The sequence below is a fragment of the Micromonospora sp. PRAS1 genome (assembly GCF_059553435.1).
On sequence record NZ_JCANNB010000017.1, the window covers coordinates 91,367 to 113,394 of the forward strand.

General features: G+C 69.2%; 16 protein-coding genes. 4 read left to right on the forward strand and 12 right to left on the reverse strand.

From position 1 onward, the window contains the following. Positions 1–10 precede the first annotated feature (10 nt). Positions 11–799, forward strand: coding sequence for an alpha/beta hydrolase (locus tag AC507J_RS18045; protein ID WP_496290326.1), 789 nt, complete (start codon positions 11–13; stop codon positions 797–799). Further along, entirely contained in the window at positions 796–1,587 is a 792-nt protein-coding gene (locus tag AC507J_RS18050) for an MBL fold metallo-hydrolase (protein WP_496290327.1), read from the forward strand. Before AC507J_RS18045 ends, AC507J_RS18050 begins: the two co-directional genes overlap by 4 nt. 8 nt (positions 1,588–1,595) lie before the next feature. Here the strand turns inward: AC507J_RS18050 and AC507J_RS18055 are convergent, their stop codons facing one another. Together AC507J_RS18055 and AC507J_RS18060 are read right to left on the reverse strand one after the other, a co-directional pair. Next, entirely contained in the window at positions 1,596–1,904 is a 309-nt protein-coding gene (locus AC507J_RS18055) for a hypothetical protein (protein WP_496290328.1), read from the reverse strand. 72 nt (positions 1,905–1,976) lie between these two features. Then, positions 1,977–4,376: an RICIN domain-containing protein gene (locus AC507J_RS18060; protein WP_496290329.1), complete on the reverse strand. Its 2,400-nt coding sequence runs from the start codon at positions 4,374–4,376 to the stop codon at positions 1,977–1,979. A 593-nt stretch (positions 4,377–4,969) separates the two neighbouring features. Here AC507J_RS18060 and AC507J_RS18065 point away from each other — a divergent pair. Further along, a complete protein-coding gene (locus tag AC507J_RS18065; RefSeq protein ID WP_496290330.1) occupies positions 4,970–8,518 on the forward strand; it encodes a ThuA domain-containing protein in 3,549 nt (1,182 codons plus the stop codon). 101 nt (positions 8,519–8,619) lie between these two features. Here the strand turns inward: AC507J_RS18065 and AC507J_RS18070 are convergent, their stop codons facing one another. The 5 genes from AC507J_RS18070 to AC507J_RS18090 are packed head-to-tail and all read right to left on the reverse strand — an operon-like array spanning position 8,620 to position 13,926. Then, positions 8,620–9,618 carry an aldo/keto reductase gene (locus AC507J_RS18070; protein WP_496290331.1) on the reverse strand — a complete coding sequence of 333 codons (999 nt, stop codon included), beginning with the start codon at positions 9,616–9,618 and terminating at the stop codon, positions 8,620–8,622. 47 nt (positions 9,619–9,665) lie between these two features. Beyond that, positions 9,666–10,889: a mandelate racemase/muconate lactonizing enzyme family protein gene (locus AC507J_RS18075; RefSeq protein WP_496290332.1), complete on the reverse strand. Its 1,224-nt coding sequence runs from the start codon at positions 10,887–10,889 to the stop codon at positions 9,666–9,668. A gap of 1 nt (position 10,890) precedes the next feature. Beyond that, entirely contained in the window at positions 10,891–11,715 is an 825-nt protein-coding gene (locus AC507J_RS18080; RefSeq protein WP_496290333.1) for a carbohydrate ABC transporter permease, read from the reverse strand. Beyond that, positions 11,715–12,692 carry a carbohydrate ABC transporter permease gene (locus AC507J_RS18085; RefSeq protein WP_496290334.1) on the reverse strand — a complete coding sequence of 326 codons (978 nt, stop codon included), beginning with the start codon at positions 12,690–12,692 and terminating at the stop codon, positions 11,715–11,717. Before AC507J_RS18085 ends, AC507J_RS18080 begins: the two co-directional genes overlap by 1 nt. A gap of 4 nt (positions 12,693–12,696) precedes the next feature. After that, positions 12,697–13,926: an ABC transporter substrate-binding protein gene (locus tag AC507J_RS18090; protein ID WP_496290335.1), complete on the reverse strand. Its 1,230-nt coding sequence runs from the start codon at positions 13,924–13,926 to the stop codon at positions 12,697–12,699. A 184-nt stretch (positions 13,927–14,110) separates the two neighbouring features. Between AC507J_RS18090 and AC507J_RS18095 the strand changes: the two genes are divergently transcribed. Beyond that, a complete protein-coding gene (locus tag AC507J_RS18095) occupies positions 14,111–14,881 on the forward strand; it encodes a FadR/GntR family transcriptional regulator (protein WP_496290336.1) in 771 nt (256 codons plus the stop codon). A gap of 90 nt (positions 14,882–14,971) precedes the next feature. On the opposite strand, the gene AC507J_RS18100 is transcribed toward AC507J_RS18095, so the two are convergent. The 5 genes from AC507J_RS18100 to katG form a co-directional block, all read right to left on the reverse strand. Continuing rightward, on the reverse strand, positions 14,972–16,360 hold the full coding sequence (locus AC507J_RS18100) for an RICIN domain-containing protein (RefSeq protein WP_496290337.1): 1,389 nt from the start codon (positions 16,358–16,360) through the stop codon (positions 14,972–14,974). Between the two features lie 231 nt (positions 16,361–16,591). Continuing rightward, positions 16,592–18,805 carry an SF1B family DNA helicase RecD2 gene (recD2, locus tag AC507J_RS18105; protein WP_496290338.1) on the reverse strand — a complete coding sequence of 738 codons (2,214 nt, stop codon included), beginning with the start codon at positions 18,803–18,805 and terminating at the stop codon, positions 16,592–16,594. A gap of 85 nt (positions 18,806–18,890) precedes the next feature. Then, on the reverse strand, positions 18,891–19,211 hold the full coding sequence (locus tag AC507J_RS18110) for a hypothetical protein (RefSeq protein WP_496290339.1): 321 nt from the start codon (positions 19,209–19,211) through the stop codon (positions 18,891–18,893). After that, positions 19,211–19,540, reverse strand: a complete 330-nt coding sequence (locus tag AC507J_RS18115; RefSeq protein WP_496290340.1) for an ArsR/SmtB family transcription factor — start codon at positions 19,538–19,540, stop codon at positions 19,211–19,213. The genes AC507J_RS18110 and AC507J_RS18115 overlap by 1 nt, the downstream gene beginning before the upstream one ends. Before the next feature lie 192 nt (positions 19,541–19,732). Continuing rightward, complete coding sequence (gene katG, locus AC507J_RS18120; RefSeq protein WP_496290341.1) at positions 19,733–22,009, reverse strand: catalase/peroxidase HPI; 2,277 nt, start codon at positions 22,007–22,009, stop codon at positions 19,733–19,735. Positions 22,010–22,028: the final 19 nt, after the last annotated feature.

Below are 22,028 nucleotides of genomic sequence, written 5' to 3' on the forward strand. Positions count from 1 at the left end.
AGGAGTACCGATGAGACCTATCGTCCTGGTGCACGGCTTCTGGGTCACTCCCCGCAGCTGGGAGAACTGGATCACGCACTACGAGAGCAAGGGCCACCAGGTGGTGGCGCCCGCCTACCCGGGCTTCGAGGTCGAGGTGGAGGCCCTCAACGCCGACCCGACCCCGATCGCTGAATCGACCGTACCGAAAATCATCGCGTATCTGGAGGAGGTGGTCCGGTCGCTGCCGGAGCCGCCGATCATCATCGGCCACTCGGCCGGCGGCGCGTTCACCCAGATCCTGCTCGACCACGGCCACGGCGCGGCCGGCGTGGCGCTCAACTCGGCGCCGACCGAGGGCGTACGCGTCGTGCCCCTGTCCCAGGTGAAGTCGACGTTCCCGGTGCTCAAGAACCCCGGCAACCGGCACAAGGCCGTCGGACTCACCTTTGAGCAGTGGAAGTACGCCTTCACCAACACCTTCGACGAGGACGAGGCACGCGCCCTCTACGAGCGCTACCACATTCCCGCGCCGGGCGGCATCGTCTGGGGCGGCGTGCTGGCCAACTTCCAACCCGGCCACCAGGACACCTGGGTCGACTACCACAACAACGACCGGGCACCGCTGCTCTTCGTCTCCGGCTCCGAGGATCACATCATGCCGCCGGCCGTGCAGGAGTCAAACGCCAAGCACTACAAGTCCGACACCGTCACCGAACGCCGCGAGTACGCCGGCTACGCCCACCTGCTGCCCGCGCAGAAAGGCTGGGAGCAGATCGCGGACGAGGTGCTCGACTGGGCCGTGCAACACGCCCGATGACCACCGCCCGGATCACCCACATCGGCGGTCCCACCGTCCTGATCGAGGTGGACGGCTGGCGGATCCTCACCGATCCGACGTTCGACGCCCCCGGCCGGACCTACCGGTTCGGCTGGGGCACCAGCTCACGCAAGCTGGCCGGCCCGGCGATACCGGCGACCTCGCTCGGCGACATCGATGTGGTGCTGCTGACCCACGACCACCATGCAGACAACCTCGACGACGCCGGCCGTCTGCTGCTGGCGACCGCCGGCCGGGTCGTCACCACCGTGGCCGGCGGACGTCGCCTGGGAGCCGGCAGCATCGGCCTGGTCCCGTGGCAGCGCACCGAACTCGCGGCGCCGGACCGGCCGACGATCGAGGTCAGCGCGACCCCGTGCCGGCACGGGCCGCCGCTGAGCCGGCGGGTCGTCGGCGAGGTCGCCGGCTTCGTCCTCAGCTGGCCTGGCCAACGGTACGGAGCATTGTGGATCACCGGCGACACGGTGCTCTATCCCGGGGTCCGCCGGGTCGCCGAGCGGTTCACCATCGGTACCACGGTGCTGCATCTGGGCGCGGTGCGGTTCGGCCGCACCGGTCCGTTGCGGTACACGATGACCGCCGCCGAGGGTGCCGAACTGTGCGCCCTGGTCAAGGCCCAGACCGTGCTGCCGGTGCACTACGAGGGCTGGAGTCACTTCAGCGAGGGACGGCGGGCCGTCGAGACGGCATTCGCCACCGCACCGGCCCCGGTCCGGGAGAGCCTGCACTGGCTCGCGCCGGGCACACCCGCCGCCGTCACGCTCTGACCGCGACCTCAGTCCTGCATACGGTCGTCGATCTCGGTGCCCGACTCGCCCGGTCGGGCGCCGATCGCCTCCTCGGCGGCCCATCCGCCGGTGCTCTCGTCGCCCAGGGTGAGGCTGCTGCGCGGCAGGCCGGCGAGCCCGGCCGGGTCGCGGGTCGGCTGGTCGCCGTCCCCGGTGCCCTCGGGTCCGGCCAGTCCGGCCCGGCGCAACATGTCGACCAGTTCGTCGTGCGGCATGTCCTCGGTGTCCGGAATCCCGGCACCGCGGGCGATGGATCTCAACGTCGCGAGGTCTTCGTCCCGGAAAGTCTCGGCCATGCCGCTGGCTTCCCAGCTCCGTTGCGCGAAAACCCGACAGTCGAGATCCATCGCCACCCGGCTAGCGGCCCGTCAGCCGGTCAGGTTCCACTGCTGGTTGGTGCCGCCGTGACAGGCCCAGAGATGCACCTTCGTCCCGTTCGCGGTGCCGTAGCCGCTGACATCGAGGCAGAGCCCGGACTGAGCGCCGGTGACGGTGCCGTTGGCGTTGACGTTCCACTGCTGGTTGGTCTGACCGTTGCAGTCCCAGATGATCGCCAGCGTGCCGTTGGCGGTGCCCTGGCCGGAGGCGTCGAGGCACTTGTTGCCGTACACCATCAGTTGTTTGCTCGCGGTGTACGTCCAGCGCTGGTTCGTCCCGCCGTGGCAGTCCCAGATCTGGGCCTGGGTGCCGTTTGTGGTGCTCGACCCGCCGATCTCCAGGCAGCGACCGGACTGGGCGCCGATGATCTGCCCGCCCGGCGGTGGCGGTGGTGCGGTGCCGCCCTGCGGCCCGGCGGCACTCATCACGGCCTGGGCACCGGCCGGCCAGTTGCCGTTGGTCACCGTCACGTTCCCGGAGACCACGTTGCCCCGGTCGCCGTTTGTCACGTTGGTGCTGCCGTTTGTCGACCAGTTGTTGGTGACGGTGAAGTTGCCCATGTTCTCGGCGTACCAGTAGTTGGCGGTGGCCCAGGTGCCGGTGGCGGAGAAGACGTTGTTGCGGGCGGTGTAGTGGCGGGAGCCCTCGTCGAAGTAGAGCCCGAAGTGGCCGTTGGCCCGCAGGCAGTAGTTGTCGCTGATCAGCGCGCCCGGGTTCGCCGACAGGGTGTAGATGCAGCCGCCGTCGTTCATCTGCTGCATCACGTCGTGGATGTAGTTGCCGATCAACCGGTTGTTTGACGCGGTGGTGGCGGTGGTGTAGCGGGGCTGATAGTTGTACAGGCCCCGGCCGGCGTAGTGCTCGCTGCCGCCAGCGTCGTTGGAGCCCCAGCCGTACCCGATGGACATGCCGGTGTACGGCATGTTGTAGACCTCGTTGTACGAGACCGTGGCGTTCGTGACGTAGGTGGTGAGCACCGAGACGATGCCCCGGTACTCGATGCCCAGGTCGTGCAGCCGGTTGTTGCTGATGGTGATGTCCCGGTTGACCATGCGCTGGTCGCTCGGGTGGTGGGCGTCGGCCCGTACGCCCCCGACGACGATGCCGCCGGCCGAGTTGCGGGCGATCTCGGACCGGGTGACGGTGATGTTGCTGGCGCCGAGGCCGACCCCGCTGCCGTGGGCGTTGGCGTCGTTGCCGATGCCGATGGCCGTCTGGCCCAGGTTGACGAACTGCGAGTCGGTGAGCGTGACGTTGTTCGCGGCGGAGATCTGCACGGCGGCCGGCATCTGCTGCCAGTTCGGCCGGGTCGCCTCGAACTGCGGGCAGCCGTTGTGGCAGGAGGTGAAGCTGGGCCAGTTCCAGTTGCCGTAGATGTACGCGCCGGTCTGCTGGTCCACGTAGCCCTGGTTGCTGCTGGCCCCCAGCCAGCTCGTACCGGTGAAGGTGATCCCGCTGAAGGTGACGTGGTGCGCCGGTGCCGCGTACGTCCCGCCGACCTGCACCAGGGACTGGAGGGTCGGCAGCTCGACGCTTACGTTGTTCATGTTCTGGCCGGCGAGCGGGATGTAGGAGAGCGCACCGGTGCCCGGGTCGAGGTACCACTCCCCCGGCGCGTCCAGGAACTCGTAGGCGTTTGTCAGATAGAGCGGTCCGGCCCGGTGCGGGCTGGTGAAGGTGTCGTAGCCGAAGTTGTTGTTGCTCCAGCCGGGCTGCTGCATCCGGATCTGGTTGCCGCTGATGCTCTGCACCGAGACGTACCGGTCGGTGAAGGAGTTGACGCTCTCCATCTGGATCCGGCTCTGGTTGGCCAGATTGTTCAGGTAGTTCAGGGCGCCGCTGGTGAACCTCATGCCGGTGCTGTCCGCGGTGAAGTCGCCCCGGTTGACCTGGGTACGCGCCCGGGTGGCCAGGGCACCGTTGACGTAGAGCTGCCGGGTGTCGATCCCGGCGCCGACGTTGGCCCGCCAGATGTTGCGGCCGGCGTCGACCAGGGACCAGCCGGTGACCGCCCGGGCGCCGCTGATCACGGGGCGGGCCGAGGGGGCCGCCTGCCAGATCACCCGGTAGCCGTTGGTGCCGGAGTCGGCGGCGGTCAGCCGCAGCGGCGACGCCAGCCGGTACACGCCGTCGGCGAGTTGCACGACGATGTCACCGGACATCGAGCTGTTCTGTGCGCGTACCGCCGTCTGTGCGCCGGTCAACGAGCAGGGCTGGGCGGCGGTGCAGCTGCTGCCGCTGCCGGACGGAGAGGCGTACAGGGTGGTGGCGGCGGCGAGTGCCGGGGTGGCGGCCGTGGCCACCACGGCCGCGCTGGCCACGACGGTCAGCGCCGCCGCCGCGACCGCGGCGAACGCCCGGCTGGGCGCGGGAGCTGATGGTACGGACACGGGGGTCTCCTTACCGGGGCTGGGAGGGCGGAGTCAGGGCCGCCAGATCGAGGCGAGCGACTCATGAGTGCGGTGCAGACATCGCAGGCAGCCCTTACAGGTAGTAATCACCGACGGGACGAGCGCTCGTGCTGCCGAGCGAAGTCAGGTGCGACACGACGAACATTCGCAGCCGGCTGCGGGGGTTTCGTTCTTAAGCTGCAAACATTCGCTTGACATCACCGAAACATCACACGTATGAAGATAGATGTTTCGATCGGGCACCGCAATCCTCGGCCGAACGCCCGCAAGATCGGCCATTGTCGACAGCGGCACCCGGCCAGGAGGAGCCCCACACCCCCACCCACCCCGGGAGTCACATAAGATGTATCTTAGGAATCGATGCTTATCGATCATTTCGTCCTGACCCCCACCAACCGCTGGGACGGGAGCGGAGCCATCGTCACGCTGGGTGATATTTCGCGGCACCAACCGCCAAGCCGGCCTGACGAGTGACCAGCCCCCCCGTCCCCCCTCGCGCGTCAAGCCACGACTCGGCGTGCCATCGGGCCGTGGTCGCACCCCCATTCCGCCCGTCCCACCCAGGAGATGGCATGCGCCGCAAAACATTGATCACCGCTGTGATCGTGGGCCTGATGCTCTCGCTCGCGCTCGTCCAACCGGCATCGGCCGCCCCGGCCTTCCGGGCCCTGCTGTTCACCAAGACCGCCGGTTACCGGCACGACTCGATCCCCGCCGGGGTCTCGATGTTCCAGCAGCAGGCGGCGGCCAACAACTTCGAGCTGGTGCACAGCGAGGACTCAAACGTCTTCACCCCGGCCAACCTCGCCACCTTCGACGTCCTCATCATGTTCCAGACCTCCGGCATGGTCTGGACCTCGGCCGCCCAGCGCCAGGCCGTCGAGGGATTCCTCGCCAGCGGCAAGGGCATCGTCGCCATCCACAACGCCACGGACATGGGCATCGAGGCCGAGTACCCGTGGTGGGACCAGACCGTGAACGCCGGCGCGCACATGCCCGAGCACTCCCCAGGCGTCCTGCCCGGCACCGCCATCGTCGCCGACAAGAAGCACCCGTCGACGGCCAGCCTGCCGGACCGCTGGAACCGCAGCGAGGAGTGGTACAACTTCGACAAGAACCCGCGCGGCGACGTGCACGTCCTGGTGACCGCCGACGAGCGGACGTACAACCCCGGCTCCCGGGCGATGGGCCCGGACCACCCGATCTCCTGGTGCCGGAGCACCGGCGGCGGCCGGGTCTGGACCACCGCGATGGGCCACGCCGCCGCGTCCTACAGCGAGACGCACTTCCGCAACCACGTGCTCGGCGGGGTAAAGTGGGCCGCCGGCAACGAACCCGGCGACTGCGGCGGCACCGTCTGGGGCAACTTCGAGAAGCGCACCCTGGACAGCAACACAGTCGACCCGATGGCGCTGGCCGTGGCGCCCGACGGCCGGGTGCTCTACGTCCAGCGCGGCGGCCAGATCAAGATCTTCAAGCCGAGCACCAACAGCACGGTGACCGCCGGCACGCTAAGCGTCTACACCGGTGGTGAGGACGGCCTGACCGGGCTGGCGCTGGACCCGAACTTCGCCACCAACGGGTACGTCTACCTGTACCACTCGCCGGCCGGCAGCTCCACCGACATCAACCGGGTATCCCGCTACACGCTCAGCGGCGACACGCTGAACATGTCCAGCGGGGTCACCGTCATCGACATCCCGGCGTACCGGGACCGGACCTACCCCGAGCCCGGCCACACCGGCGGGTACATCGACTTCGGGCCGGACGGCAACCTCTACATCGGCACCGGCGACGACGTCGCGCCGAACCTCGACCCCAACTGGCAGGGTTACGCCCCGCTGGACTGGCGGTCCGGCAAGCACATGCTCGACGCGGCGCGTACCGCCGGCAACACCAACGACCTGCGCGGCAAGCTGCTGCGCATCCGGCCCTCGGCCGGTGGCGGCTACACCATCCCGACCGGCAACCTGTACGCCCAGGGCACCGCGCAGACCCGTCCGGAGATCTACGCGATGGGCTTCCGCAACCCGTTCCGCTTCTCCATCGACCCGGCCAACGGCTGGGTCTACCTGGCCGACTACGGGCCCGACCGGAACCCACCGACCACCAACCGCGGCCCCGAGGGACTCGTCGAACTCAACGTGATCAAGGCGCCGGGCAACTACGGCTGGCCGTTCTGCCACGGCGACAACCAGCCGTACGCGCCGTACAACCCGGACACCGGCGCGGTCGGCGCCAAGTTCAACTGCTCCGCACCGGTGAACAACTCCCCCAACAACACCGGCCTGACCAACCTCCGGCCGGTCGTCGCGCCCAACATGTGGTACGGCTACGGCAACTCGCAGACCTTCCCCGAACTCGGTTCCGGCGGTTCCGGGCCGATGGGCGGGCCGGTGTACCGGTACAACCCGGCGAACCCGTCGGCGACGAAGTTCCCCCCGTACTACGACGGGGTCCACTTCTTCTACGAGTGGTCGCGCAGCTACCTCAAGGAGGTGCACTTCGACTCGGCCACGGCGGTCACCCGCACCAACGCGTTCCTGCCCACCAGCAGATTCAACAAGCCGATGGACCTGGAGTTCGGGCCCGACGGCTCGCTCTACCTGCTGGAGTGGGGCACCAACTTCGGTGGTGGCAACAGCGACTCCGGCCTCTACCGGATCGACTACGTCCAGGGTGGCCGGTCTCCGATCGCCAAGGCCACCGGCACGCCCACAAGCGGCAACGCCCCGCTGACCGTGCAGTTCTCAAGCGCCGGCTCGATGGACCCCGACCCCGGCGACACGATCAGCTACCACTGGACCTTCGGCGACGGCACCACCTCGACGGCGGCCAACCCGTCGAAGGTCTACACCAGCAACGGCTACTACACGGCGCAGTTGAGGGTGACCGACAGCTCGGGCAAGACCGGCTTCGCCAACGTCCAGATCACCGTCGGCAACACCGCTCCGGTGGTCACCATCACCACCCCGGCCAACGGTGGCATGGTCACCTTCGGTGACCGGGTCTCGTACCAGATCACCGTCTCCGACCCGGGCGGCGCGCCGATCGACTGCACCAAGGTCTTCCTCAACCCGGCGCTCGGGCACGACGACCACGCGCACGAGACCACTGACTATCCCGGTTGCTCCGGCACCATCCCGACCGACCTGCTCGGCGGGCATCCCGACGGCGCGAACCTGTTCTACGTGCTCAACGCCCGCTACACCGACAACGGCGGGGCGGGCGGCGCGAACCCGCTCACCGGCCACGCGCAGGTGATCCTGCAACCCAAGCACAAGCAGGCCGAGTACCACAGCAGCCAGTCCGGCATCCGGATCATCGACCAGGCCGGCGCGGAGAGCGGCAAGCGGGTCGGGGACATCTCCAACAACGACTGGGTGGCGTTCACCCCGATGAGCCTCTCCGGCATCACGACCGTCAGCTACCGGCTGTCATCGCCCTCCGGCGGCGGCTCGATCGAGCTGCGCGCCGGCTCGCCGACCGGCACGTTGCTGGCCACCACGCCGGTGCCGAGTACCGGGGGCTGGGACAACTACCAGTCCACACCGCCGGTGAGCGTCGCGGCCCTGGCCGGGACCCACACCCTGTACCTGGTGTTCAAGGGCAGCTCGAACAACTGGTTCGACCTCGACTCGCACACCTTCGGCGGTCCCGGCGTCGGCACCGGCAACACCGGTGGCGGCGTGGCCGGTCGGACCTGGACGATCACCGCGCAGCACAGTGGCAAGCTGATGGACGTCAGCGGTGTCTCCACCGCCGACGGCGCCCAGATCCACCAGTGGGCGGCCACCGGCGGCAACAACCAGAAGTGGCAGGCCGTCGACGCCGGTGGTGGCGCCGTCTACCTCAAGGCGGTGCACAGCGGCAAGTGCGCGGAGGTAATCGGCGGCTCCACAAGTGCCGGTGCCTTCCTCCAGCAGGCCACCTGCAACAACAGCAACCAGCAGAAGTTCACCGCCACCGCGACCGGAACCTCCGGGGTCTACACGGTGAAGAGCGTGCCGAGCGGGCTCTGCCTGGACGTCAACAGCGGCGCCACCACCGACGGCGCCCGGCTGTTGCAGTGGACGTGCCACGGCGGCACCAACCAGCAGTGGCGGTTCAGCCTGGCCTGACCCACCACGTGAAACGGTGACAATCCGGTCGGGACCGGCCTCCGTCGAAACGGAGCCGGTCCCGATCGGGCTGTCCAGATCAGACAGGATGCGCGGCGCAGCTACCCGGTCGCCGGTACCGCGAGCAGTCCGGCCGACGCCAGCGCGGCCCAGAGTTCGTCGGGTACGGCGGCAGTCGACCGGCGTACGGTCTCGGCCATCTGGGGCCCGTTGCGGACCCCGACCACCGTCGAGATCACGGCCGGCTGCCGACGGACGAAGGCGAGCGCCGCCTGCGGCAGGGTGACGCCGTACGTCTCGCAGACCTCGGCGATCCGCCGGGCTCGGGCGATCAGCTCCGGTGGCGCCTGCTGATAGTCGTAGGCGGCGTCGGCCGGCGGGTGGTCCCGGGAGAGCAGCCCCGAGTTGTAGACACCGGCGATCACAACGCCTACCCCGCGTTCCTCGGCGGCGGGCAACAGGTCCTCCGCCGCACCCTGTTCGAGCAGGGTGTAGCGGCCGGCGCACATCACCACGTCGACGTCGGTCTCCCGGACGAACCGGGCCAGCATCGCCGACTGGTTCATGCCGGCCCCGATGGCGCCCACCACGCCCTGGTCGCGCAGCTCGATCAGGGCGGGCACCGCCTGGGCGGCGGCCTGTTCCCAGTGGTCGTCGGGGTCGTGCAGGTAGGCGATGTCGATCCGGTCCAGGCCCAGACGGTCGAGGCTGGACTCGATCGAGCGTCGCACGCCGTCGCGGCTGAAGTCCCAGATTCGGCGGTGGGTGGCGGGGACGTCGAACCCGCCCGGATCACGCTGATGCGCGTCCTGCGGCGACGGCACCAGGAGTCGTCCGACCTTTGTCGACACCACGTACTCGTCGCGCGGACGGTGCCGCAGGGCGGTGCCGAGCCGTCGCTCGGAGAGCCCGAGCCCGTAGTGCGGCGCGGTGTCGAAGTACCTGACACCCGCCTCCCAGGCGGTGTCGACGGCCGTGGTGAACTCCTCGTCCGTGGTCACCCGGTACAGATTGCCGCCCTGAGAGGCACCCAGGCCCAGCTCGGTGAGGCGTGTCGCGGGACGGCGTGGTAGTCCACGCCTGTGGAAAACTGCGTGCATCGGCCCTCCGTCTCGAAGGTCGTAGCGTACGCCGAAAAGGCGCCGGCTCAATGCCGGCCGGTGTGCGAGACGTCGTTACGGGAGGGCGGTGGCCCGGCGGTGATCTGCCGGGCGGGACCGATGCCGTCGATCCCGGCCAGCAGCCGCCGTCCGGCCCGCTCGGGTCGGACGTTGGGGCTCTCGGCGGTCTGTGCCGCGGGGCGCCGGGTGGCCGAGTGGATCCGGTCGGTGTCGACCCGCACGCCCAGGCCGGGCGAGTCACCGAGGACGAAGGCGCCGTCCTCGACGGACAGGTCGATCGCGACGCCGACCGGTGGGTGCAGATCCTGTAGCTCGCTGGTCAGGTGGTTCGGCACCGAGGTCGCGGCGTGCAGCAGTCCGATCGGGCTGTTGCCGATCGGACTGACCGGCAGGTCGTGGGCGTGTGCCAGGGCCGACACCCGCAGGAAGTGGGTGACCCCCCAGACGGCGGCCATCTGGACGATGTCGACCGCCCCGGCGCTGATCAGTGGGCGGTACTGCTCCAGCCCGGTGAGGTTCTCCCCGGTGGCGACGGAGGCGCGGATTCCCCGGCCGACCACCGCGAGGCCCTCGGCGTCCCAGCGTCGGACCGGTTCCTCGATCCAGATCAGGTCCAGGACCCGTTCCAGTTCGGCCACGTGCCGGACGGCCTGCTTGCGGGTCCAGGCCTCGTTGACGTCGAGCATGAGGCCCGGCCGTAGTCCGTGTCCCGCCTCGGTGAGCAACTCCCGGACCAGGCAGAGACGCCGCCTGTCGTGCTCGATGTCGAGCCCGCCCTTGAGCTTGGCGGCGCGCAGGCCGTGCCGGGCGTACGCCTGGTAGGCCGAGACGAGTTCCTCGTCGGTCAGCCCGATGTCGAGCCCGGAGGCGTACGCGGGAACCACCCGCTCGCGCCCACCGAGCAGCCGCCACAGCGGCTCGCCGACCGCCTGTGCCTTGATGTCCCAGAGGGCGGTGTCGAGAGCGCCGATGGTGCCGAAGACCGGGCCGGCGTGCCCCGCCTTGAAGGTGTGCCGCAGCATGCGGTCGTAGAGGGTGGTCACGGCACGGGGGTCTTCGCCCTCGATCGCCGCGAAGATCCGCTCGATCTCCACGTACGGGCCGAGACCGACACCCGAGATCCCCTCGTCGGTCTCGACGATGACGATCGGCACCGGGACCACCCCGTCGGCGAAGACGCCGTTCGCGTCGCCGACGGGCCGCCCCCATTCCTGGACCGTGGTGAGTGTCCGATATCCGGTGATCCGCATGTCAGCCCTTCGTGGCACCGGCGGCGACGCCGTCGGCGATCTGGCGCTGGAGGAAGAGGTAGACCACCAGGACCGGTAGCGCGGCGATCAGGACCCCCGACGCGAAGGTGGGGATGTCGTCGGAGTACTGCCCGCGCAGTGAGGTGACGCCGACCATGAGTGTCCGGTGGTCGGCCGACGGCATCATCACCAGCGACATGAGGACGTCGTTCCAGCAGAACAGGGCGTTGAGGATGCCGACCGAGAGCAGTGCCGGGGTGCCCAGGGGCAGCATGATCCGGCGGTACACGCCGTACACGCTGTTGCCGTCGATCCGGGCCGCGTCGATGATCTCCGGCGGGATGGTCTTGTAGTAGCTCGTCATCAGGAAGACTGTGAAGGGCAGGAACTGGGCCACGTAGACGAGGATCAGCCCGGGGTACGTGTCGATGAGCGCGGTGTCGGCCATGATCCGGGCCAGCGGCACCATGATCACCTGGAACGGCACGAAGAGCCCCGCCAGACAGCCCAGGAACAACGCCGAGGAGCCGCGGAAGCGCAGTTGGCTCAGGGCGAAGCCGGCCATCGACCCGAGCAGCAGCAACAGCACCACCGACGACGCCACCACGAACAGCGAGTTGACGAAGTACCGGCCCATGCCGACGCTGGTCCACGCCGTGCTGATGTTCTCCCAGCGCAGGGCGTCGGTCAGCGAGAACCGGTCGAGGATGTAGTCCCGCCGCGTCTTCATCGCGACATTGGCGGTGAAGAGCAGCGGGTAGATCGTCGCCAGCGCGAGCAGCGACATCGGGATGGCGATCAGCCAGCGGCCACGGATCCGGGTCATCAGTCCTCTCTCCCCGCCCGCTTGAGCAGTTTGATCTGGAGCAGCCCCACCACGAGCATGATCATGAAGAGCACCGTGGACGCGGCCGACGCGAGAGCCGGCCGGTTCATCTGCCCCTGCTGGATCCAGATGTAGTACTCCGGCAGGTACGTCGACCCCTCCGGACCGCCGCTGGTCATCACGTAGAGCAGGCCGAACATCGAGGTCAGCATCCCGATCATCGTGGTCACGAAGACGAACTGGATGGTGCGGGCCAGACCGGGAATGATCACATGGCGGATGACCTGGGGCAGCGACGCACCGTCCACCCGGGCCGCGTCCAGCAGCGCGGCGTCGAGGGTGGCGAATCCGGCGAGGAACACCACCAGGGCCATTCCGAAGGTCGCCCAGACGTGCACGCCGACCACCATGAACATGGCGATGTCCGGGTCGCCGAGCCAGTCCACCGGGGCGATGCCGACCGACCCGAGGGCGGCGTTTAGCGGGCCGTCGAAGGCGAGCAGGAGGTTGTAGATCGCACCCACGATCACCGGGGAGAGCACCGCGGGGAAGAAGTAGACGCTGCGGTAGAGGCGATGGCCGGGCACCCGCAGATAGATGAATGTCGCCAGCAGACCCGGGATCGCCACCGCCACCGGAAGCAGCAGCACCAGCAGCCCGACGTTGCCCAGTGCGGTCCGGAACAGCGGATCGTCGAAGAGTTCGAGGTAGTTGTCGAGGCCGACGGCCGTCCCGTTGCGCTCACCGTCGCCGGTGAAGGAGAAGTTGACCCCGAGCAGCAACGGATAGAGCCGCAGCAACACGATGACCAGGACGGCCGGGGCGACCAGGAGGTAGGGGGCGAAGCGCTCGGCCCGCGCGCCGCCACCCGCCCTCCGGGTACGACCAGCACGGCGGTCGGAGCGGTCGGCCGACCCCCCGTCGGTCCGTCCCTCCTGAGCTGGACGGACCGACGGTTGCACCTGTCCGAGCGGCACGAGATCAGCCCGCCTGGTCGGAAGCGGCCAACTGCTTCACCGCCTCGTCGACGGTGGTCGACCCGCTGAGCAGCTGCTGGGAGAGTCGCCCCATCAGGTCCAGGGTCTTCGAGGAGAGCGCCACGTGCAGGGCCGGCTTGCCGTCCTTGAGCCCGGAGACGATCGTGGCGACGCTGGGGCCGCCCGCCGAGACGTCGATCGTGGTGTCGGCGGCGATGGCACCCGCATCGGCGTAGAAGGCCTTGAGCGCGTCGGTCGAGGTCAGGGAGCGGACGAGGTCAGCGGCGACCTTGGGATCCCTGGTCCACTTCGCGACGCCGTAACCGATACCACCGTCGTAGGCCAGGCTCGGGGTGGTGCCGGCGGTGACCACCGGAGCGTTCATCACACCGAGCTTGTCGGCGGTCAGGAACTCGGTGAAGTCCTTCCAGTGCCCGACGTCCGACATCAGCCCGATGACGTGGGCGGCCTTGCCGGACTGAAAGAGGGCGAAGGAGTCGTTGAACATCGCCGTCGAGTTCGCCCCGTCGTTGTTCAGACCCGCCTCGCCGGCCTCCTGCCAGAGCTGGAAGACCCGCTTGACGTCTGGTGAGTTCCAGTCACGCTTGCCGGCGATCCAGTCGTCGTACTCCTGGGCGGTGAAGATGCCCGATCCCAGGCCCGAGAGCCAGAACTGGATGCCGGCGCCCTCCTTGTTGCCGAGGGCGAAGCACTTGGCACCGGCCTTGGCGATGGCGGCGCAGTCGGCTAGGAACTCGCTCCAGGTGGTGGCCGGGCTGGCCGGGTCGAGACCGGCCTGCTCGTAGAGCGCCTTGTTGTAGTAGATGGGGTGACCCTGGAGCGTCACCGGGCCAGCGTAGATCTTGCCGTCCTTGGTGAAGGCGTCCCAGCCGGCCAGCCGCTCCTTCTCCTCGGCCACGTACTCGTCCAGCGGCACCAGCGCGTCCACCCGGTCGCGGAGCTGGCCGCCGCCGTTGAACAGCATGACGTCCGGCCCCTTGCCGGACTGGATCGCCGCACCGAGCAGCGTGTAGTACTGATCGAAGGGTTGCGCGACGAACTCGACAGTCACGTCCGGATGCTTCCGGGCGAAGTCGGCCTTCGCCTTGTCCAGGTAGCTCGCGGCGGAAGCCTCGCCGGACTTCCAGTCCCAGACCACCAGCTTGCCGCCGGTGCCGCCGCCGGAAGGACGCTCACCGGTGGCACTTCCACAGCCCGTCAGCGCCAGTCCCACAACGAGGACGGCTGACCATAAGGTTCGCTGTTTCATCGTTTCACCTCTGCCCGGGAGTGGCTGACGGACCAGCCGCCAAACCAGTAGTGATCGAAAACGTAACTCGTATGATGTTTGGCGTCAACGGTCGCCCGTACACTGACCATGGACGCCGCGTACCGGGGCGAGCCAATCGGAGGGGACAATGACGTCATCGCAGGAGACCGCGCCGGACGCGCTGGCCACGCCGGCCTGGGCGCGACGGCCGACCAACCTCGCCCGAGCCGTCACCGCCGAGTTGGTGGAACGCATCGTCCGCGGGCTGCACCCCTCCGGCACGGCGCTGCCCCCGGAACCGATCCTCTGCGAGACCTTCGCGGTGAGCCGGACCGTGGTCCGGGAGGCGGTGAAGATCCTCCAGGAAAAGGGCCTGGTGCAGGTCCGCCAGGGCGCCGGGACCATGGTCACCCCGCCGTCGATGTGGGACATGCTCGACGAACTCGTCCTCGCGGCCACCATCGCCAAGGACGACGACCTCGCCATCCTCGACGACCTCGTGGTGACCCGGCGACTGCTGGAGTCCGACATGGCGAACGTCGCCGCCCGCCTCGCCGACCAACCGGCCATCGACCGGCTGCGCGCCCAGGTGGACCGGATGGACGAACTCGTCGACGACCACGTCACGTATCACGAGCATGACCGGGCCTTCCACGACACCGTCATGCAGACCTCCGGAAACCGCATCGCCCGCGCGGTGGTGCGCGCGCTGGAGAGCCAGGTGGTCAACACCGCTCGGTACATGGGCCGCACCGAACGGTCCCTGTGCGTGGCGTCCAACCAGGGGCACCGGCGCATCTACGAGCGGATCGCCGCCCACGACCCGAACGGCGCCGCCGAGGCGATGTTCAGCCACATCACCGAGGCCTGGCTCGTCCGGCGCGGCGGCCCGAACGAGCCGACCCGCCTGCGGCGCTGACCCGCCCACCGAACGGCCGGGCAGCCGCCACCGCCAGGTCCGCGCAGTGACGGCTGCCGCCGGCTGCGACCTCGGTCGCAGCCACCGAACTCAGGAGAACTGTGCGAAGAAGCGCCAGATCTCACCCTTGGTCCAGGTCGTGACGCCGCTCTCGGCGTACGTCCCGTCCACCGGTCCGGGCATGTGTCCGTTGTCGAACGCCGCCCACTGCACCGGGTAGCCGGCCCGGCAGCCCGAGTAGGTCGTGGTGATGTGCGTACGGCTGCCCGCCGCCGGCTCGCGCGGACTCTGCGCGGTGCAGCCGTTGTTGCGGACGAAGGTGTCCCGTAGCGAACGTCCCTGCCCGATGTTCAGGACGTTGTCCGAGATGCCGTGCAACCCGAAGTACGCGATCGGCTGGTTACCGCCGCTGCACCCGCTGATCTGTGCACCGGCGATCACCGCGACGGCCCGGAAGACGTCGGCCCGGGCGCAGGCCAGGGCGTAGCTCATCCCGCCGCCCCAGCTGAAGCCGAGAGCGAAGCGCTGCCGCGGGTTGACACACAGGTCACTCTCGATCCGCCGGATCATGTCGTCGACGAATGTGACGTCCTCGCCGCCGGCATTGCCCCAGCCGTTGCCGAGCCCCTGCGGCGCGACGAGGATCGCGCTGTTGTTCGACTGCTCCTGCTGGCCGTAGTAGGACCAGGCAGCCCCGCTGGTGCCGCCGTTGGAGATCTCCTGCATGGTGCCACCGCGCCAGTGGAAGGCGAAGATCAGCCGGTACGGGTTGTTGCTGTTGTAGTTGGCGGGCACCCGCAGGATGAACTGGCGGCTCTTGCCGTTGCTCTGGATCGTGTGCGTGCCGCTGGCGAGCGTCGGAGCCTTGCCGCACCCGCTGCCACCGGACGGCGGCGGGTTGCCGCCACCGTCGGCACGTACCAGTTGCCACTGCTGGTTGGTGCCGTTCCAGTCGGCGTACTGCACGATGTTCGCGCCGTCCGCCGTCGAGGCGCCCTGTACCTCGACGACCTTGCCGCTGTGCCGGCTGACCAGCCGGACGTGACCGCCGTCGGAGTCGGCGAGCCGGAACTGCTGGTTCGTGCCGTTGGTGTCGGACCACTGCACGATCGCGCCACCGTCGGCGGTCGAGAAGTTGTGCACGTCGAGAACCTTGCCCGAGTGCCGGGACTTCAGCCGGTAGTAGCCGCCACCGGAATCCACGAACTGCCACTGCTGGTTCGCGCCGTTGTTGCGCGTCCACTGGCTGATCCGCGCACCGTCGTTTGTGGCCGCCGCGTACAGGTCCAACGCCTTGCCGCTGTTCCGGTTCACCAACACGTACCACGCGTTGGTGTCCACCGTCGCCGCTGCCGCGGGCGCCGCGTTCGCCACGACGAGCGTGCCCGCGGCCATGACCGCGGCAGCCGCCGAGGCCAGCCCCGAACGCCAACGTCGTCTGCGCGGAGAGGCGGGACGAGCCTCACCCATGACCTTCATGGTCCACTCCTTCGGTCTGGGCCCGGCGAGCAGTAACACACGGGCCCTGCGTACGTGCTGGCGTCTGGTGGTGGCGTCCGGCACGTCTGGGGGTGTTCTGCGGAGACCGGCCACCGTGCCCTGCGGCAGCGCTCGCGTTCGGCTCCCGGCAGCCACGCGACCCGCTGCTGGGAAGTTAGCGCTCACAACGTCATACGTCAAACGACATAGGTCTATCTTCTCGCTGTCGGCTCAGGACGGCGTGAGCCGGTGGTCGAGGGCGGTGTGCCGGCGGCCGGCGCCGATGGTGCGGACGGCGGCGGCGAGGGCACGGCGGGAGCCGACCAGGACTACGAGTTGTTTGGCGCGGGTGACGGCGGTGTAGAGCAGGTTGCGTTGCAGCATCATCCAGGCGCTGGTCGTCAGCGGAATGACGACCGCCGGGTACTCGGATCCCTGGGAGCGGTGGATGGTCATGGCGTAGGCGTGCGCGAGTTCGTCGAGTTCGTCGAAGTCGTACTCGATGCTCTCGTCCTCATCGGTGCGGACGGTGAGGGTCTGCTCCTCGGCGGAGAGCTGGGTGACAATGCCGAGGGTGCCGTTGAAGACGCCGGCCTGGCCCTTGTCGTAGTTGTTGCGGATCTGGGTGACCTTGTCGCCGACGCGGAAGACCCTACCACCCGCGCGCCGTTCGGGCTGACCCTCACGGTGCGGGGTGAGCTGCTGCTGGAGCAGGGTGTTCAGCGCGCCCGCGCCGGCCGGGCCGCGATGCATGGGGGTGAGGACCTGCACGTCCCGGCGGGGGTCGAGCCCGAAGCGGGCCGGGATGCGGGTGCAGGTGACGTCGACGGTGAGGGCGGCGCTGGCGTCGGTGTCGTCGCTGGCGAACATGAAGAAGTCCGGCAGGCCCTGGAGCACGGGTGGACGGCCGGCGTTGATGCGGTGGGCGTTGGTGACGACGCCGGACTGGGCGGCCTGCCGGAAGATCTGGGTCAGCCGTACCCGCGGGATGCTCGGGGCGGCGAGCAGGTCGCGCAGGACCTCGCCGGCACCGACCGAGGGCAACTGGTCGACGTCGCCGACGAGCAGCAGATGCGCGCCGGGTGGGACCGCCTTGACCAGCTTGTTGGCCAGGATGAGGTCGAGCATGGAGGCCTCGTCCACCACCAGCAGGTCGACGTCGAGCGGGTTCTCCCGGTCGTAGGAGGCGTCGCCGCCGGGACGTAGTTGCAGCAGCCGGTGCACGGTGGCGGCGGGATGGCCGGTGAGTTCGGCGAGCCGCTTGGCGGCGCGGCCGGTGGGTGCGACGAGGGTGACCTTGGCCTTCTTCGCAGTGGCGAGTTCGACGATGGAGCGGACGGTGAAGCTCTTGCCACAGCCCGGACCGCCGGTCAGCACCGCGACCTTCGAGGTCAGCGCGAGACGGACGGCCTCCTGCTGCTCGGCGGCGAGGTCGTGGCCGGTGCGGGCCTTGAGCCAGGTCAACGCCCGGGTCCAGTCGACGTCGTGGAAGTGGGGTAACCGGTCGGCGCGATCGCCGAGCAACCGCAGCAGGGAGTTGGCCAGGGACTGCTCCGCGCGGTGAAAGGGCACCAGGTACACCGCCGGCAGTGCTCGCCCGTCGCCACCGGGCAGCGTCTCCCGGACGACGCCCTCCTCGGCGACCAGGTCATCGAGACAGCGGGCGACGAGATCGGCGGGCACGTCGAGGATCTTCGTCGCGTCGGCGACCAGGTTCGGTTCGGGCAGGTAGCAGTGCCCCGCGTCGGTCGCCTCCGACAGGGTGTACTGGAGGCCGGCCATCACCCGCTGTGGACTGTCGTGCGGGATCCCGACCGAACGGGCGATCGTGTCGGCAGTCTTGAAACCGATGCCCCACACGTCCGCGGCCAGCCGGTACGGCTCCTTCGTCACCACGTCGGTGGCGGCGTCGCCGTACTGCTTGTAGATCCGCACCGCCAACGAGGTCGACACCCCGACGCCCTGGAGGAAGACCATCACCTCCTTGATGGCCTTCTGCTCCTCCCACGCCGCGGTGATCTTCGCGGTGCGTTTCGGGCCCAGGCCGGGCACCTCCACCAGCCGGGCCGGTTCCTCCTCGATGACCCGCAGGGTGTCCAGGCCGAAGTGGGCCACGATCCGCTCGGCGAACACCGGCCCGATCCCCTTCACCAGACCGGACCCGAGGTAGCGCCGGATGCCCTGGATGGTGGCGGGCAGCACGGTGGTGTACGAGTCGACCTCGAACTGCCGGCCGTACTGCGGATGCGACGACCAACGGCCCTGCAACCGCAGGCTCTCCCCCGGCTGCGCCCCGAGCAGCGCCCCGACCACTGTGAGCAGGTCGCTGCTGCGGTCGGTGGCCACCCGGGCGACCGTGTAGCCGGTCTCCTCGTTGACGTAGGTCAGCCGCTCCAACACGGCTTCCAAGGTGGCTGTCGGCCGGCGGGACGGTGCGGTGCTCACGCCACCATCCTGCCCTCCCCTGCGAGCGCGTTGCTCACGGCCACCGCGAGCCCGGAGCGCATGAGGTCGCCCCCGTCGTGGTGGGTCAGCCGATCTGGCTGAGCATCCGTTCCAGCTCGGTCAGCCGCGCCGTCACCTGCGCGAGTTCGCTCCGGTTGGCCTGGAGTTCGGTCCGCAGGGTGGTCAGTTCGTCGGCAGCGACCCGGAGACTCTCGGCGGTGCGGGTCTGGGCGGCACCGGCCTGCTCGGCCAACGCGCGGTACTGCGTCTCCCGGGCCGCCGAGTGACGGGCCCGGTAGACACCGAGGGCCACGAACAACACGATCGCCACCAGGGCGACGAGCATCGCGGCCCAGGTGATCATCGCGACCGTCGCGACGCCCTCTTCGGAGGCGGCTGTGGTCATCACTTCTCGTCCTTTCCGGTTACGTGCAGGGTGCGTACGGCGGTCGCGACGGTGTGCGGGGTCAACTCCACCGCGAACGGAGTGATCTCGAACCACTTGACCGAACTGCCGTCCGGTGCGGTCTCCAACGTGCCGCGGACCAGCCCGGCCGCCTCCAGCTTCTGCAGGTGCAGGTAGAGCAGCGGCCGGTTCATCGCGAGCCGTCGGGCCAGTTCGCTTACGTACGCCCGCCCCTCGGCCAGGGCCGCGATGATGCGCAACCGGTGCGGGCTGGCCAGCGCGGTGAGCGTCCTGAGCAGTTCGTCCCCGGTCGGCGTGGTCTCGTCCATGCCGCACCTCCCTTGGTGTCAGCATTTTCTGACACCCCCTGTCACAAGATACTGACACCCAGGGTCTGAGGGTGTCAACCGCGCCGCGCAGGGGGGCGTCGGCAGCATCGACCACGACGACGAGCCCCGGTCGAGACGCCGACGAGCCCCGGTCGATCAGCGATCGACCGGGGCTCGTCGGATGGGGCAGGGTCAGGAAAGGTCGAAGCGGTCGAGCTCCATGACCTTGGTCCAGGCGGCGACGAAGTCGGTCACGAACTTGTCGCGCGCGTCGTTGCTGGCGTAGACCTCGGCGAGGGCGCGCAGCTGCGAGTTGGAGCCGAAGATGAGGTCGACCGCGGTGGCGGTCCACTTCACCTCGTCGGTGGCCAGGTCACGGATCTCGTAGACGTGCTCCTCGGACTCCGACGCCTTCCACCGGGTGCCCGGGGAGAGCAGGTTGCTGAAGAAGTCGTTGGTGAGCACGCCGGGGCGGTCGGTCAGGACACCGTGCTGGCTGCCACCGACGTTGGCGCCGAGGGAACGCAGACCGCCGATGAGCACGGTCATCTCCGGCGCGGTCAGGTCGAGCATGTAGGCGCGGTCGATGAGCAGCACCTCCGGCTGGGTCTTCTCGCCGGCACGCAGGTAGTTGCGGAACCCGTCGGCACGCGGCTCCAGCACCCGGAAGGACTCGACGTCGGTCTGCTCCTGGCTGGCGTCGGTGCGGCCCGGGCGGAACGGCACGGTCACCTCGACACCGGCCTCGCGCGCCGCCTGCTCGACGGCGGCCGAGCCGGCCAGCACGATCAGGTCAGCCAGCGAGATCTTCGCACCGCCTGCGGCGTTGAACTCCTGCTGGATGCCCTCGAGGGTGGCCAGCACCGTGGCGAGCTGCTCGGGCTGGTTGACCTCCCAGCTGCGCTGCGGCTCGAGGCGGATCCGGGCGCCGTTGGCGCCACCGCGCTTGTCGGTGGAGCGGAAGCTGGCGGCCGAGGCCCATGCGGTGGCGACCAGCTGGGCGGTGGTCAGGCCGGACTCCAGGACCTTCGCCTTGAGGGCGGCGACGTCGGCGTCACCCACCAGCTCGTGGTCGACGGCCGGGACCGGGTCCTGCCAGAGCTGGGCCTCGGGGACCCACGGCCCGAGGAAGCGGCTGACCGGGCCCATGTCGCGGTGCAGGAGCTTGTACCAGGCCTTGGCGAACGCCAGCGCGAACTCGTCCGGGTTCTCCAGGAAGCGGCGGGAGATCTTCTCGTACGCCGGGTCGACCCGCAGCGACAGGTCGGTCGTGAGCATCGTCGGCTTGTGCTTCTTCGACGGGTCGTGGGCGTCCGGGATGATCGCCTCGGCGTCCTTGGCCACCCACTGCTTGGCGCCGCCGGGGCTGGTGGTCAGCTCCCACTCGTAGCCGAAGAGGATCTCGAAGAAGCGGTTGCTCCACTGCGTCGGCCGGTCGGTCCAGGTCACCTCGAGACCACTGGTGATCGTGTCCCCGCCCTTGCCGCTGCCGTAGGTGCTCAGCCAGCCCAGGCCCTGCGCCTCCAGCGGAGCGCCCTCGGGCTCGGGACCCACGTGGTCGTCGGCGACGCCGGCACCGTGGGTCTTGCCGAAGGTGTGGCCACCGGCGATGAGGGCGACGGTCTCCTCGTCGTTCATCGCCATCCGGGCGAAGGTCTCGCGGATGAAGTGCGCCGCCGCGAGCGGGTCCGCGTTGCCGCGCGGGCCCTCCGGGTTGACGTAGATGAGGCCCATCTCGGTCGCACCGACGTCGGCGGACATCTCCTTCTCGGAGACGTAACGCTCGTCGCCGAGCCAGGCGTCCTCCGGACCCCAGAAGATCTCCTCGGGCTCCCAGACGTCCTCGCGGCCGAAGCCGAAGCCGAAGGTCTTGAAGCCCATCGACTCCAGGGCGACGTTGCCGGCGAGCACGAGCAGGTCGGCCCAGGAGATCTGCTGGCCGTACTTCTGCTTGACCGGCCAGAGCAGCCGCCGGGCCTTGTCCAGGTTGGCGTTGTCCGGCCAGCTGTTGAGCGGGGCGAACCGCTGGCCACCGTCGCCGGCGCCGCCGCGACCGTCGTGGATGCGGTAGGTGCCCGCAGCGTGCCAGCTCATCCGGATCATCAGGCCGCCGTAGTGGCCGAAGTCCGCCGGCCACCAGTCCTGCGAGGTGGTGAGGACCTCGGTGATGTCCCGCTTGAGGGCCTCGACGTCGAGCTTGGCGAACTCGTTGGCGTAGCGGAAGCCCTCGCCCAGCGGGTTGCCCTTGGGCGACTGGGCGTGCAGCACCGACAGGTCGAGCTGGTTGGGCCACCAGTCCCGGTTGGTGCGCGGACGACCGCCCGTCTTCGGGGTCGGCGAGTCGATCGCCGGGTTCTCGCTCTCGCTGCCGTGCGCGGTCACGGAGTCGTGCGCGACCGGGCAACCGGCCGCCGCCTTCTTGTCCACGCCCTGCGCGCTGACGGGCGCGTTGTCCTCGATGTCGCTCATCTGTTTCCTTCCGAACTGG

What these genes read in the sequence shown, in the direction of transcription:
- AC507J_RS18050 (WP_496290327.1), top strand. Translation starts at nt 796, where the DNA reads ATGACCACCGCCCGGATCACCCACATCGGCGGTCCCACCGTCCTGATC.
- AC507J_RS18115 (WP_496290340.1), bottom strand. Translation starts at nt 19,540, where the DNA reads ATGGACGAGACCACGCCGACCGGGGACGAACTGCTCAGGACGCTCACC.
- AC507J_RS18075 (WP_496290332.1), bottom strand. Translation starts at nt 10,889, where the DNA reads ATGCGGATCACCGGATATCGGACACTCACCACGGTCCAGGAATGGGGG.
- AC507J_RS18070 (WP_496290331.1), bottom strand. Translation starts at nt 9,618, where the DNA reads ATGCACGCAGTTTTCCACAGGCGTGGACTACCACGCCGTCCCGCGACA.
- AC507J_RS18055 (WP_496290328.1), bottom strand. Translation starts at nt 1,904, where the DNA reads ATGGCCGAGACTTTCCGGGACGAAGACCTCGCGACGTTGAGATCCATC.
- AC507J_RS18065 (WP_496290330.1), top strand. Translation starts at nt 4,970, where the DNA reads ATGCGCCGCAAAACATTGATCACCGCTGTGATCGTGGGCCTGATGCTC.
- AC507J_RS18100 (WP_496290337.1), bottom strand. Translation starts at nt 16,360, where the DNA reads ATGAAGGTCATGGGTGAGGCTCGTCCCGCCTCTCCGCGCAGACGACGT.
- AC507J_RS18080 (WP_496290333.1), bottom strand. Translation starts at nt 11,715, where the DNA reads ATGACCCGGATCCGTGGCCGCTGGCTGATCGCCATCCCGATGTCGCTG.
- AC507J_RS18045 (WP_496290326.1), top strand. Translation starts at nt 11, where the DNA reads ATGAGACCTATCGTCCTGGTGCACGGCTTCTGGGTCACTCCCCGCAGC.
- katG (WP_496290341.1), bottom strand. Translation starts at nt 22,009, where the DNA reads ATGAGCGACATCGAGGACAACGCGCCCGTCAGCGCGCAGGGCGTGGAC.
- AC507J_RS18110 (WP_496290339.1), bottom strand. Translation starts at nt 19,211, where the DNA reads ATGACCACAGCCGCCTCCGAAGAGGGCGTCGCGACGGTCGCGATGATC.
- AC507J_RS18095 (WP_496290336.1), top strand. Translation starts at nt 14,111, where the DNA reads ATGACGTCATCGCAGGAGACCGCGCCGGACGCGCTGGCCACGCCGGCC.